The organism is Marinobacter sp. EVN1, assembly GCF_000475375.1.
Lineage (GTDB): Bacteria > Pseudomonadota > Gammaproteobacteria > Pseudomonadales > Oleiphilaceae > Marinobacter > Marinobacter nauticus.
The window spans coordinates 79,049-93,033 of sequence record NZ_AXCB01000034.1; the positions used below are offsets into that span (position 1 = coordinate 79,049).

The window sequence follows — 13,985 nt, forward strand, 5'->3', positions numbered from 1 at the left end:
CTACAGGTACTTCTCGATAGGCAGCCAAGACAGCATCCGCGACATGGCCCGGCGCCAGAAACCCACCTCCGGCTCGTGCTGCACCTCCTGCCCCTCTGACCGCCAGACCAGTTCATCCTGGCCATTCAGCTCAACCCGCCAGCTGTTCCGGGGCTCCATGGCGTAACGGATATCGTCCGCCACGGCACCGGCGAGCTCCGGGCTTTTGATCACCAGCACCGTCTCACCATTGAGATAAATGGAACGCAGATTCACGTTAAAGGAACCGATAAACAGGGTTTCCCGATCAAACACCACCGCTTTGGAATGAAGGCTTACCTCACCGCCGTCACAGGCCGCGCTCGCGGCCACCCAACGTTGGCAGGCAGGGGCATCCGGTCGCAATTCGTGCAGCTCAATACCCTGTTCCAGCATCGCCCGGCGCCAGCGGGCATAACCCGAATGATTGGTCACCAGATCATTCGTCGCCAGGGAGTTGGTCAGTGCAGCGACCTCCAGGCGACCGTTGCCAATTCCGTCAACCGCTTTCAGCTGGTTGTCGGTGAGGATCAGATACGCCGATTCAATCAAAATCTCGGAGCGAGCGTCCTCTACCAGTTCATACAGGGTTTGTGCGGTTCGCTGGGGAGCCTCTGCGGGTGCATCCGGGTCTTCGGGAGGCGGATCAAACACCAGTTCGGCGGGTGCAGAAACGGTGTTGGCAAACAAAGTCTCCAGATAGCTTCTTGCCGTTTGCCGGTTTCCTGGTGGCTCGATCTGGTAATGCCGCGAGGCGGCAGATTTAATCAGGACGCTGAGCTTCGGTTGTGCCTGTTCAGGCTTGGGATAAAGCTCTACCAGCGGCAAAGTCCAGGGACTGTCCCAGTAGGCCTCGAAATTGACGGTCATGTCCCCCGCCAACGGCCCCAGCACCAGAACATCGCGATCCCGGAAGTTCAGTGTCGGATGCTGATCGAAGTACTCATCCCCGATGTTCCTGCCCCCGGCAATACCCACAAGACCGTCCACCACAAAGGTTTTGTTGTGCATGCGCCGGTTGATGCGATCAAAGTCAGTGATAAACGAGAGCCAGCGGCCAAAGCCATCCCGGGACCGGGATGGGTTGAAAATACGCACGCGGATATTGGCATGGGCATCCAGGAGGGCGAACAGGGATTCCTTGCCAGCGACGTTTATATCGTCCAGCAGCAGGCGAATCACCACTCCGCGATCCGCGGCCGCAACCAAGCGGCTGGCCAGGTAGCGGCCGCTGTCATCGTCGTTCCAGATGTAATACTGGGCGTCGATGCGCTGGCTGGCAGTCTCGATCAGTGCGGCCCGGGCCAGAAAGGCATCCTGGCCTGTGTTCAGCAGTTTTACCGCCGGCAACCCGGCGCCGACCCGCTCTTCGCTCTGTGCCTGCAGAAAAGCGTCTGGCTCCGAGGCGACCGGTATTGCCAGCCCGTGTTCCATCGGCTTGATCCCTCCTGCACAGCCAGCAAGGACAACCAGGGATATCAGGGGCAATAACCTTCTGATCATCGGCTTCCCCTCTCGGCTGCCTGTGAGCAATGGTTGCTCCTTATCTGAGAATAACCAGCGGCTTGTGCGCGGTTTTCAGCATGGTGGTTGTTGTACTGCCCACCAGAAACTGGCGGATTCGCGAGTGGCCGTAAGCCCCCATCACCAGAATGTCGATGCTGTGCTCTTCCTGATAGGCGTGCAGCGTGGGCTCCACATCGCCAGCGCGGATAGCCAGCGTGATCTCAACACCGAGGCCTTCCAGCATTTTTTCCGCTTTTTTCAGTTGCTCCCAACGATCGGCCGTGTCGGCTCCAACCATCACCAGGTGCAAAGGCATGCCCCGTAACACCGGGCTGGCCGCAATCATCTCAATGCCCTTGAAGGCGGTCGCGGAACCATCAAAGGCCACCATGGCACTTTTCGGCTCGCTGTATTCATCTGGCACCAGTAGAATCGGACGATGCACACTACGGATCACGGTCTCAAGCTGGCTACCGATGTGCACATCGCGATCGGAACTGCTTTCACCGTGCAACCCCATCACAAATAGCCGGGTTTCTTTTTCCAGCGCGGTCAGGGCCTCGGCCAGGTTGTCATGGCGCTGGCGCTTGACCGTCTCGCCAATACCCGCAGTTTTTACCCTGGCCTCTGCTTCGTCCAGCATGTGGTGGCCATGCTCCAGGGCAAGCTTGGAGCGCTTACGGTCCAGCTCCGCCAGCTCATCCAGCAAATGCTCGCGGCTGCCAAGGCCGATGCTGCCAGCCAGATCCGGCTCGGCCGGATACCGTTCTTCATCCAGAACATGCAGCAGCATCAGCGGCGTGTCCATGTGGCGGCTGGCCCAGGAGGCAAAGTCGCACACTGCAGGGGCGGCCCGGGAACCGTCAATACACGCCACAATTCTCAACTTGTCTGCCGTCATAGCTGCCTCGCCTTGCGCCTGATTCTGGCTGTTATTATTGCTGCGAATGTCAGAGTTTTCTTTGGTCTGAGTCATATCAGTGCCCCATCAGCTGGTCAACGGCGTCGGGCTTGTCGTGCACCCCGAAGCGGTCAACGATGGTGGCACTGGCCTCATTCAGGCCAATCACTTCCACATCCGCACCCTCACGGCGGAATTTGATCACTGCCTTGTCCAACGCGCCAACGGCGGTAATGTCCCAGAAGTGCGCGCGGCTGAGGTCTATCACAACATTGTCCACCGCTTCCTTGAAGTCAAAGGATTCCAGGAATTTTTCCGAGGAACTGAAAAACACCTGGCCCACCACGGTATAGCGACGGGTGTCTGTTGCCTCGTCCAGCTCGGAGGTCACCAGCATGTAATGGCCAACCTTGTTGGCGAAGAACAGGGCCGCCAGCAGGACACCGGCCAGCACGCCGAAAGCCAGGTTGTGGGTGGCGACGACCACAATGACCGTAACCAGCATCACGATATTGGTAGACAATGGATGCTCCCTGAGATTACGGATGGAATCCCAGCTAAAGGTACCGATGGAGACCATAATCATCACGGCCACCAGGGCGGCCATCGGAATCTGCACCAGCCACTTGTCGAGCACAAGCACCAGAATCAGCAGAAAGACACCGGCCGTGAGCGTGGATAAACGTGTGCGACCACCGGATTTCACGTTGATGATGGACTGACCGATCATCGCGCAGCCTGCCATGCCGCCCAGCAAGCCGGAACCGATATTGGCAATGCCCTGGCCCTTGCACTCGCGGTTACGGTCGCTGGTCGTGTCCGTAAGATCATCGACAATCGTCGCCGTCATCAAGGATTCCAGCAGCCCTACCACGGCAAGACCGAGTGAATAGGGCAGGATGATCATCAGGGTTTCCAGCGTCAGCGGTACGTCTGGCCACAGAAAAATCGGCAAGGTATCCGGCAATTCACCCATATCACCTACGGTACGAATATCCAGCCCCATAACCATGGAGACAATGGTCAAACCGACGATGCAAACCAGCGGAGACGGAATCAACTTGCCCACAGTGGGTATCAGCGGGAAGAGATAGATAATAGCCAGACCAGCGGCGGTCATGGCGTAGACATGCCAGGTCACATTGGTGAGTTCCGGCAACTGGGCCATAAAAATCAGGATGGCCAGAGCGTTCACGAAACCGGTCACCACTGAACGGGATACAAACCGCATCAAGCCGCCCAGTTTCAGGTAGCCGGCGGCAATCTGGATCACACCGGTCAGCAGGGTTGCCGCCAGCAGGTATTGCAGGCCATGCTCTTTGACCAGCGTCACCATCAGCAGCGCCATGGCGCCGGTGGCCGCCGAGATCATTCCCGGGCGGCCACCTACAAAGGCAATAATCACGGCAATACAGAAGGAGGCATACAAGCCCACTTTCGGGTCAACCCCGGCAATGATAGAGAAGGCAATCGCCTCCGGAATCAGTGCCAGCGCAACCACGGTTCCGGCGAGTAAGTCGCCACGGATGTTCGAAAACCAGTTCTGCTTGAGTGCGTTTGTCATGGTCAGGGGTGTCGCTTTCAATTCCTGGGGATATCAGATCGGGGCCGCGAAGGGTACCAGAAACCGTCCTGAAAGTATGGCCAGACTGGCTATCCAGACAGACCGGGGGTGCCGCCGGGGCCGCTAATTGCCTAGAATGCGTTTAAATAATCTTTGTGGTGACAAGTACATGGATGATGTAGCAAGCCAGTTCCTAAACGCCAACCAGACCACCATCAATCTGGCCGTGGCCTTGCTGCTCGGGGCCATCATTGGCCTGGAGCGGGGCTGGGATGCCCGGGAGCAGAAATCCGGGGAACGCATTGCCGGTATCCGCACCTTCTCACTGGTCGGGCTGTTGGGCGGTATTGCCGCCGTATTGTCGGAGCAGATTACCCCCTGGGCCTTTCCGGTATTGCTACTCAGTGTAGTGGCCATGGGGCTGGTGGCCTACAGCGAGCGCCTGGAACACATCCGCAATTTCAGCATTACCGGCATGGTCGGCATGTTGCTGACCTTCTGTTTCGGCGCTGTTGCCGTGGCGGTGGATCCGGTGATCGCCACCGCTGCTGCGGTGGTCACCGCCATCATTCTGGACAACAAGGAAGAAATCCACGGCTGGGTGCACAAGCTTCAGGCCAGCGAACTCGACGCTGCCCTTAAACTGCTTTTGATCTCGGTGGTGATGCTGCCTCTGCTGCCAAACGAGGCCATGGGCCCGGGTGGCGTGCTCAACCCCCGGGAAATCTGGTGGATGGTGGTGATGATCGCCTCCATCTCATTTGTCGGTTACTTTGCCATCCGGGTGGCCGGAGCCCGCAAAGGCATTCTGTTCACCAGCCTGTTTGCCGGGCTGAGTTCATCTACCGCCCTGAGCCTGCACTTCGCCCGGCAATCGGCGAAAAATCCCGACTTCAGCCCGCAGTTTGCTGCCGGCATCCTGATTGCCTGCGGCACCATGTTCCCCCGGATTCTGGTTTATTGCCTGGTCATCAACAAGGCACTGCTGGCCAGCCTGATCTGGCCGGTCGCCATGATGACCACCCTCCTCTACGTGCCCGCGCTGATCATTTGGCGCCGCAACGCCCGGCAACTGCAGGTGAGCCAGCCCACCATGAACCAGAACCCGCTGGATCTCTCTTCCGCACTGGTGTTCGGTTTCTTGCTGACCGCCATTCTGTTACTGGGGGAATTCCTCAAGAATGCCTTTGGCGATGTCGGCATTTACGCCCTGGCCGCCACCTCTGGCGTGGCGGATGTCGATGCCATCACCCTGTCTCTTACCCGGATGTCCAACGATGGCCTGGGCATGGATGCAGCCGTGCTGGGGATTGTCATCGCGGCAGCGGTGAATAATCTGGTGAAATCGGGCATCGCCTGGAGTATCGGCAACCGACAAACCGGTCTGCTGGTGGCTGGCCCGATGGTGTTATCTCTGGCCGCAGGCCTGTTGGTCGCCTGGCTGCAATGAGGTATCAGCCAGCCTTACGGAAGGTCAGATTGTAGCGGGCCGAGCCGGTCACCGGGTGTTCACCGGCTTTCAGAGTCAGAACGCCGTGGTAACGCAAACGGGCCGGGCCGCCCCAGACCACCACATCACCATGTTCCAGCAGAATACGCGCGGGGCGGTCGCTGCGCTTGAGTCCACCAAGCTGAAACACAATGGGCAGCCCCAGGGACACCGACACAATGGGCCAGGCAAAGTCTTTTTCATTCTTATCCTGATGCAGTCCCATTTTGGCCCCTGGCTGATAGCGATTAATCAGGCAGGCATCCGGGTCAAAGCCGGGAAATCCCGCTTCCTGGGCCGACTTGCGGGCCAATGAGACAAAGCTATCGGGCATAGCCGGCCACCGAAGCCCGGATAACGGATCCTGGGGCTGGTAGCGATACCCTGTCTCGTCAGTCACCCACCCCAGGGGGCCGCAACAGGTCATGGCGGCCGACATCTGATGGCCACCCGGCGTTTTCATATGGCGGAACGGCGCGAGTCGCGTCACCTGATCTATATCTCGCATCAAGGCCTGCTGGTGCTTCACGGCATGGCGCCGTAGCACAACCACACCCTCGTCAAAGGCTTCCACTGTCGGTTGATCATTCAACCCGGAAAACAGATCTGGCGTCATAAGCCACCCGTTTATCTTCTGAAATCAGAATAACGCCCGCAGAGCGTCTACACTTAGAGAACCCTTCATCCGTCGTTGGATCCCGACGCTGTGAGACAGACAAAACCGCCACACAACAAACAGACCGCCCGGGTATCACTGGCATTCCTGATTGCGTCTGCCATCACCCTGGGAATGCTGATACTGGCCATCACACTGGTGGCCCAGAGTTATCGGGGCATGGAACAGGCCAAGGTCACCGCTGCCGCCGCCACTGCCCGACAGCTGGCTCTCAGCGTGGACGATCGTATCAATGCCATTACCCAACCGCCGGCTACGGCGCTGGCCTTGTTGCGGCACGACCCACTCACCCAGAGTTCCACCCTTGAGCAACGACTGCAACGCCTGCCGGTGATTGCCGATGTGCTCACCAGCAGCGATATTGTCAGTGCGGTATACGCAGGCTATGACAATGGCGATTTTTTCCTGTTCCGTAAGATTCGCAGTTCGGGCTCACTCCAGTTTCCGGACGCCCCCGCAACCAGTCGCTATCTGCTGCAAAGCCTGGAATACCAGGGCAACCTGCGCAAGGGCATCTGGCAATTCTATAACAGCGACCTGGAACTGCTCGAACGCCGCTCGCTGCCGGATTACGACTATGATCCCCGCCAGCGCCCCTGGTATCAGGCAGCCAGGGCCGGAGATTCGCTCCAGCTATCAGCGCCTTATGTGTTTTTCACCACCCAGGAAACCGGGCTGACCCTGTCTCAGAGGGCCGCCAGTATCCCGGGTACCGTGCTGGGTGTTGATGTCACCGTGACCGACCTGGGCTCGCAACTGGCGGAACTGAAACAGACCGCAGGAAGCCGGCTGGCCATTGTCAGCGCTTCCGGGGAACTCCTTGCAGACGCCGACGGTAACACCGAACCCGATGCCGTGATCCGCCAGGTGCTTGAGCCGGGCACCAACCGGGAAATCCGCCGCTTTCGTCAGCAGGGCCGTGACTGGTATGGCATGGCCGAGCAACTTGGAACCCTGCCCGATGAAGCACTCTCCGTAGTTGTCGCCATTCCCTCGGATGAACTGCTGGCCGATGTCTGGGCTGCCCTTGCCCGCCAGACCGCGATCGCCGGCGCCATAGCGCTTCTGCTGTTGATACTTGGCTGGTTTATGGGGCGCCAGGTGGGCAAACCCCTTGAACGCCTGACCGACCGGGTCAGCAGCCTCTCCCGCTTCCGCTTTGACACGCCAATCCGCTCGGAGTCCCATATCCGGGAAGCCTCGGAACTCAGCATTGCCCTGGATGACATGGCCCGCACCATCCGAAGCTTCCAGAACATCGCCACGGTGCTCAACCGGGGCCAGGATCTGAACCAGTTGTTACGCGACATTCTTGATCAGATCATCGCCATCGTCAGCCAGGAACGGGGCGCGATTTACCTGTACAGCAGCCATGAACATAAGCTCGACCTGGCTGTTAACCGCGGACTTGAACTGCCCGCCAGCCTGCCAGCCATCAACCAGGCGGCAGACGATAACGAGATCATTCGACAGCTCAGAAACCACATATCCGGCCACCCGGTGTTTGCCATCCTGCGTAATCGACGCAAGAAACTCATTGGTGCATTGATCATCGAGATGGAAGTGGGCGACCACACCCACCTCAGTGATGACCTGATTGTTTTCGTGGATGAAATTGCCGGCTCCGCCGCAGTTGCCATCGAAACCCGTGAACTGATCGAAAGCCAGCAGGCCCTGCTCGATGGGTTTATCCGCCTGGTGGCCAGCGCCATTGATGCCAAGTCGCCCTACACCGGCGGCCATTGCGAGCGGGTGCCCAAGCTCGCCCAGATGATCACGGAGGTGGCAGAGCAGGCATCGGAAGGGCCTTTTGCCCATTTCCGCATGAACGAAGACGAACGTTACGAATTTCACCTGGCGGCCTGGTTGCACGACTGCGGCAAGATCACCAGCCCGGAATATGTGGTCGACAAAGCCGTAAAGCTGGAAACCATCTACAACCGCATCCACGAAATCCGGGCCCGCTTTGAAATCCTGCACCGGGATGCCGAGGTCCGTTACCTTCAAGCCTGCCTGAATGGAGAAGACCCGACCCAGGCTGCCCGTTACAGAGATGAGGCCCAGGCAAAACTGCAGGCTGACTTTGGCTTCCTGGCAAACGCCAATGTGGGCAGTGAGTCCATGTCGGACGAGGATGTAGCGCGCATTCGCCAGATCGGAGCCCAGACCTGGCAACGCCATTTCAGTGACCGGCTGGGCCTCTCCGGCGATGAGCAGCAAGCCCTGGCGGATTCTCCGGAAGCGGCACTGCCCGCCACAGAGCCACTGCTGGCAGACAAACCCTGGCATATTCGCACCTGGGGCGACCGGGTGCCTCCGGTCCAGCGGGACGACCCGCGCAATCTCTGGGGCTTTGACATGAAGCTGCCTGAGTATGCCTACAACCGGGGAGAACTCCACAATCTGACCATCCAGTACGGCACCCTGACGGAAGAAGAGCGCTTCCGTATCAACGAACACATCGTGCAGACCATCTGCATGCTGGATGCCCTGCCCCTGCCAGACCGTCTGGCCCGTGTGCCCCGGCTGGCCGGCACTCACCACGAGCGTGTGGACGGCAAGGGCTACCCCTTCGGCCTGAGCGGTGAGGACATGAGCATTCCCGAGAAAATCATGGCCGTGGCTGACATCTTCGAGGCGCTGACCGCCGTGGATCGCCCTTACAAGCAGGGCAAGACACTGTCTGAAGCGCTGAACATCATGGATAAAATGACCAGACAGGGCCATATAGACCGGGACGTATTCCTGCTCTTCGTACGCTCCGGAACCTATCGGCGCTACGGCGCCCAGCACCTGAAGGCCGAGCAGATTGATGCCGTGGATGAAAGCCTGTTCATGAAGCCCTGACCAAAAACACGTATATTCTCAGGACTGTTTACTCAACGAAGGATAGAGAATGCTGTTCGCAATCATTTTTGGCGGTCTGATCGGTTATGCCTTTGGTCGATTCCCCGGCTTTCTGGTTGGCGCAGCCATTGGTGCGTTCCTGTTCCAGCGCATGAAAAGCCGACTGCTGGGCAAGCTTCAGGGGCTGCAGGCCGGTTTCATTGAATCCGTGTTCGCGGTGATGGGCGCCCTGTGCAAGGCCGATGGTGTGGTCTCACGGGATGAGATTCAGATGGCAGAGGCCATGTTCGTTCGCTTTCGCCTGAACGAATCCCAGAAAGCCATGGCCAAGGAAGCGTTCAACCGTGGTAAAGCATCGGACTTCGACCTGGACGCCGAACTCCAGCGCTTCATGCAGGCTTCCGGCCGCCAGCCGGTACTGTTGCAGATGTTTCTGCAGGTACAGGTGTCTGCGGTTGCCGCAGACGGGCAGGTGCATCCGGCCGAGCACGAAATGCTGGTTCGTATCGCCCGTGGGCTGGGGCTGCCGGAAAGTCAGGTCGACCAGCTTGAAGCTATGCTGCGTGGCGCCCATGCCGGCCAGGCGGGCGGTACCCGCAATTATTCCAGCAGCCAGCAGATCGATGATGCCTACAAGGTTCTTGGCGTCTCGCCAGAGGCCTCAGACGCCGAGATCAAGCGCGCTTACCGCAAACTGATGAGTGAAAACCACCCGGACAAACTCGCCGGACGCGGCTTGCCGGAAAGTATGCGGGAAATGGCGGAAGAACGAACCCGTGAAATCAGCCACGCTTACGACGTGATCAAGGAAGCGCGGAACAAAGCATCCTGAACCCGACAGTCAGAACCAGCGGGGCACCCGTTTGCAATAGGCCTCGTACTGTTCATCAAAACGCCTGGCCAGGGCTTTCTCTTCCTCCCTGGCCTGGCGCATGATCACCAGCACGCCAGTCACCAGGCACACCAGCGAAAACACGCTGGGCAACGCCAGAAAGAACCCCAACTGCCCCGTCATCACCGCCAGAAACAGCGGGTTCCGGCTGCGACCAAAAGGTCCATCGGTCAGAAGGTGCCCACTGCCATGCTGGTCATCAATGCCGGAACGCCAGTCCTCATGCATGTAGGCCTGCAGATAGTTCACGGCGGTGTAGGAAACCAGCAGAAGCACAGCCCCGGCCAGTAACACCGGCCAGTGGTACAGCAGGGGGAAAACGCCCAGCCAGGCGTCCAGATCAACCCAGATCCTGGCCAGGCAAACCAGCAGAATCGCAGCCCGGAACAGGTTAAAGGTGTGGCGATGCCACCAGGTAGCCGTACCGGCCCTGCCATAGTTGATGTGAGAGAAGCCTAATCGTGAATACAGGCCGAGCGTACGGGCCGCAAACTGCAGACCAATCATCAGGAAAAAAACGCCGAGAAAAACCCGGACAGCAGGCTCGATCAGATCCATTATTCATTCTGGTTCAGTAGGTTGGCAAACAGCTTACTGTGCTTGAGGCTGCATTGAAAGAGACACCGATCAATCCTTTGCTGCCATATTTTGCACCCATTTTGTGACGCCATACCTGAAATGACATATCGTCACGTTTAAGCCTGGGTTATGTTAGTAAGCCTCTGTTTTTGCTTTCAGGAGCCGCCATGAATCAGCCACCCAGTACCCGCTTCCATTGTTTCCGCAACGACGCGATGGCCGACAACGACGCTACCGCACTTGCTGAACGGATTCGTTCAGGCGAGGTTTCGGCGCAGGAAGTGACGGCGGCGGCGATTGAGCGGGCACAGCTGGCGGCGCCGGTGATCAATGGTGTGGTGGCCGAACGTTATCAGCCAGCGCTGACACAGAGCCAGCGACCGGGCGCCCAGACTGGCCCCTTTGCCGGTGTGCCTACCTATATCAAGGACAACACGGACGTTGAGGGTTTGCCCACCGGGCACGGCTCACAGGCTGTCACGCCCCGGGTGGCGAAAAGAACCAGCCCTTTTGCCGAACAGATGCTGGCCCAGGGCTTTATTTGCCTGGGCAAGTCCACACTGCCGGAATTCGGTTTTAACGCCTCAACTGAGCCCGCCCAGGGAGACCCGACACGCAACCCATGGAGCCTGGACTATTCCTGTGGCGCTTCCTCCGGCGGCGCTGCCGCCCTGGTGGCAGCCGGCGTGGTGCCCATTGCCCACGCCAATGACGGTGGCGGCTCTATCCGGATACCGGCGGCCTGTTGCGGATTGGTGGGCCTGAAGCCGACGAGGGGGCGCGTAGTGGACAATGATGCCGCCCGGGATTTGCCCGTCAACATCATCAGTGATGGTGTCGTCACGCGTTCAGTGCGCGATACCGCCGGCTTCCTGGCGTACGCCGAGTCCTGGTTCAGGAACCGGAAACTACCCGCCATCGGGCATGTGCAGGGCCCCTCTGGCCGACAGTTGCGCATTGGCCTGGTGCTGGACTCCATCAACGGCCACCCCACCGACCCGGAAACCCGGCAAACGGTGGAGCAGACGGCCCGCTACCTGGAAAAGCTGGGGCACATTATCGAGCCCATGGATGTGCCGGTCGCCAGCTCATTTCCGGATGACTTTGCGCTTTACTGGGGGATGCTCGCGTTCGGTGTAAAAGCCCGCGGTAAGAAGCTCTATCACCCGGATTTCGACAAATCCCGAGTGGACGGTCTGACCAATGGCCTGGACAAAATGTTCCGCCGCCAGTTCTGGCGCCTGCCCGCTGTCATCTGGCGGCTGAAACGCTCCTGGCACGACTATCAGAGGCACATGAATGATTATGACGCGGTGCTGACCCCCGTCCTGGGACATACCACACCGCCGCTCGGCCATCTAAGCCCCGGCGTACCTTTCGATACCCTGTTCGAACGTCTGACCCGCTATGTGAGTTTTACGCCGCTGGCCAACGCCACTGGTGCTCCGGCTATCGCCTTACCTATGGGGGAAAGCAGTCAGCACCTGCCTATTTCGGTGCAGTTTATGGGTCGGCATGGCGATGAGCGCACGCTGCTCGAGATTGCCTACGCGCTGGAAGCCAACCACCCCTGGCCAACCCTTAACCAGGCAGCCCGGTCAAATCAGGCCTGACAGACTGCGTGGTCCCGCCCGGCCTGGGTATTTGAAATTACCCGGTTACGACCCTCCGCCTTGGCCTGGTAAAGCGCGTCATCGGCGCAGGCAAACAACGCTTTGGTGGCGTCCGCCCGGGCGGGCGCGCAGCTGCAAACACCAATACTGACGGTGAGATGAAGTACCTGATCCGAGACCCGGAAAGCTGTTTTCTGAATCTCCTCGCGGATTCTCTCGGCGACCCGAACAGCTCCGGCTTCCGGGGTGTCCGGCAACAGGACGACAAACTCCTCGCCGCCATACCGGGCGGCCAGATCCTGCGGCCGGGTGACGTGCCGTTTGATGCAGTCGGCGACCATTTTCAGGCAGTCATCGCCCACCAGATGGCCGTAGGTATCGTTAAAGCTCTTGAAGTGATCAATATCTACCACCAGCAGCGACAGCGTCTCCTCAAACCGATAGGCATGGACCACGTCAGCCTGAAACTTTTTGTCAAAGTGCCCCCGGTTTTTGAGTCCGGTAAGGGGATCCGTCGCACTCAGTTCCAGTAGTTGTTCGTTCAGGGATTCCAGGTCACGGGTCCGCTCCTGCACCCTCTCCTCCAACAGAGCATTAGCCTCTTGCTGAACACGCAACGATTTTTCCTGGGCCAGTCGAGCTTTGCGTTCCTCACGCAATAACTTCTGCTGGGCCGCAAACGACTTCTTCTTCTCCCGGTTCAGCCTGTCAGCCAGCGCAAGTGATAACAGAATCACACCAAGGGCCGAGCCAACCTGAGTGGCATTCTCAGTCAGCAGGTTCCTTGGCAGCATGGTAAATTTGCTCAGCGCCAATACGATGCCCCCGAACAGCATAAACACCCAGGCCACCGTGTAATACCGGGCAGCTGGGTCACGCTTCAGCCAGCGCACCACACTCAGCATAAGCATGGTGGAGCATCCCACAAAGGCAACCAGAATGGTCGGAAGAATCATCAGCCTGTAGGGAATCAGAAGGCCCGCCAGGGCAAGCAGACCGGCCGTCATGATCATCGCCATCGTCCACCGGTTCAGCCACGGGTGGTTTTTTCTTGTCACACTGATGAAGCGAATACTGAAGGCTCCCCCGAACAGCACCACCAGATTCAGGAACACAATAATGGATTGGTCGTTCCACCAGGTCGCCTCAGGCCAGAGGTACTGGAACGCCACACCGTGCAGTGACGCCAGGAAAAGTGGCATCGCCGCAATATAGCCAACGTAGTAGAGAAAACTGCGCTCTCCCACGGCCATGAAGACGAAAAGGTTGTAAAGCATCATCACCAGGACGATGCCGTAGTAGATTCCCTCAAACAGGCTACGGGCCTGTTCGGCCGCGTAGAAGGCATCCTGCTCCCAGAGCGTCATGGGCACCTGCATAGAGCTGGTGGTGTCCACCCGAAGATAAACCGTTGTGGACGATTCCGCGGGCATCACCAGCGGGACAATGAAATTGCGGTGGTGGATCGGCCGATCGTAGAAAGGACGCTTATCCCCAAGGATCAGCGGTTCGAGGAGCTTCCCCCTGACCTCACGGTAGATCTCAATATGGTCCAGGACGGGATAACCGATCTCCAGAAAATTACTGGCTTCCGATTTAAGCGTGTTGGTGAGCTTTACCCGAAACCAGTAGATGTCCTCGCCATACCCCAGACTGACACTGTCACTGCCGTTTCGGGTCCAGGCCTGGTCCGGAAGGTTCCGTATGTCAGCAACCGATGGCGCCCCTGTTTCCTTCCAGTAATCGACGAACCGTGAAAGCTCAAGGCGTTTTGAAAAGGGCCCCCACTCTCCGGCATCTGCATGGGCAATGGAAGGGAGCACCAAATAAAAGAACAGCGTCAGGAAGACAAAAAGCCGTGGCATAGCACTCTCGGGCGTCAAACGCACTTGTTATTTGT

Annotated in this window: 10 protein-coding genes; 4 read left to right on the forward strand and 6 right to left on the reverse strand. The window is 58.6% G+C overall.

What is annotated here, in order from left to right; translation table 11 throughout:
• The 3 genes from Q674_RS34310 to Q674_RS34320 all read right to left on the reverse strand — a co-directional run bounded on the left by Q674_RS34310 (position 1) and on the right by Q674_RS34320 (position 3,989).
• Positions 1 to 1,452 (reverse strand): phospholipase D family protein, encoded by a 1,452-nt coding sequence (locus Q674_RS34310; RefSeq protein WP_023009338.1) that lies wholly within the window; start codon positions 1,450 to 1,452, stop codon positions 1 to 3.
• A 109-nt stretch (positions 1,453 to 1,561) separates the two neighbouring features.
• Positions 1,562 to 2,500: a universal stress protein gene (locus Q674_RS34315; protein WP_023009339.1), complete on the reverse strand. Its 939-nt coding sequence runs from the start codon at positions 2,498 to 2,500 to the stop codon at positions 1,562 to 1,564.
• Between the two features lies 1 nt (position 2,501).
• A complete protein-coding gene (locus Q674_RS34320; protein WP_011785574.1) occupies positions 2,502 to 3,989 on the reverse strand; it encodes a SulP family inorganic anion transporter in 1,488 nt (495 codons plus the stop codon).
• Positions 3,990 to 4,158: 169 nt separating this feature from the next.
• Here Q674_RS34320 and Q674_RS34325 point away from each other — a divergent pair, with 169 nt between their 5' ends.
• The gene (locus Q674_RS34325; protein ID WP_023009340.1) at positions 4,159 to 5,439 is read left to right on the forward strand and encodes an MgtC/SapB family protein; all 1,281 of its coding nucleotides are present in this window, start codon (positions 4,159 to 4,161) and stop codon (positions 5,437 to 5,439) included.
• A gap of 4 nt (positions 5,440 to 5,443) precedes the next feature.
• On the opposite strand, the gene alkB is transcribed toward Q674_RS34325, so the two are convergent.
• Positions 5,444 to 6,094 (reverse strand): DNA oxidative demethylase AlkB, encoded by a 651-nt coding sequence (gene alkB, locus Q674_RS34330; RefSeq protein ID WP_023009341.1) that lies wholly within the window; start codon positions 6,092 to 6,094, stop codon positions 5,444 to 5,446.
• 90 nt (positions 6,095 to 6,184) lie between these two features.
• Between alkB and Q674_RS34335 the strand changes: the two genes are divergently transcribed.
• Together Q674_RS34335 and djlA are read left to right on the forward strand one after the other, a co-directional pair.
• Positions 6,185 to 9,001: an HD domain-containing phosphohydrolase gene (locus Q674_RS34335; RefSeq protein ID WP_031210253.1), complete on the forward strand. Its 2,817-nt coding sequence runs from the start codon at positions 6,185 to 6,187 to the stop codon at positions 8,999 to 9,001.
• Positions 9,002 to 9,050: 49 nt separating this feature from the next.
• Positions 9,051 to 9,833 carry a co-chaperone DjlA gene (djlA, locus tag Q674_RS34340; protein WP_011785578.1) on the forward strand — a complete coding sequence of 261 codons (783 nt, stop codon included), beginning with the start codon at positions 9,051 to 9,053 and terminating at the stop codon, positions 9,831 to 9,833.
• 9 nt (positions 9,834 to 9,842) lie between these two features.
• Here the strand turns inward: djlA and Q674_RS34345 are convergent, their stop codons facing one another.
• A complete protein-coding gene (locus tag Q674_RS34345; RefSeq protein WP_023009343.1) occupies positions 9,843 to 10,451 on the reverse strand; it encodes a methyltransferase family protein in 609 nt (202 codons plus the stop codon).
• A gap of 188 nt (positions 10,452 to 10,639) precedes the next feature.
• On the opposite strand from Q674_RS34345, the gene Q674_RS34350 reads away from it, so the two are divergent.
• Positions 10,640 to 12,085: an amidase gene (locus Q674_RS34350; protein ID WP_023009344.1), complete on the forward strand. Its 1,446-nt coding sequence runs from the start codon at positions 10,640 to 10,642 to the stop codon at positions 12,083 to 12,085.
• Here Q674_RS34350 and Q674_RS34355 read toward each other — a convergent pair.
• Positions 12,076 to 13,950 (reverse strand): diguanylate cyclase, encoded by a 1,875-nt coding sequence (locus Q674_RS34355; RefSeq protein ID WP_023009345.1) that lies wholly within the window; start codon positions 13,948 to 13,950, stop codon positions 12,076 to 12,078. The two genes, Q674_RS34350 and Q674_RS34355, sit on opposite strands and share 10 nt — an antisense overlap.
• Positions 13,951 to 13,985: the final 35 nt, after the last annotated feature.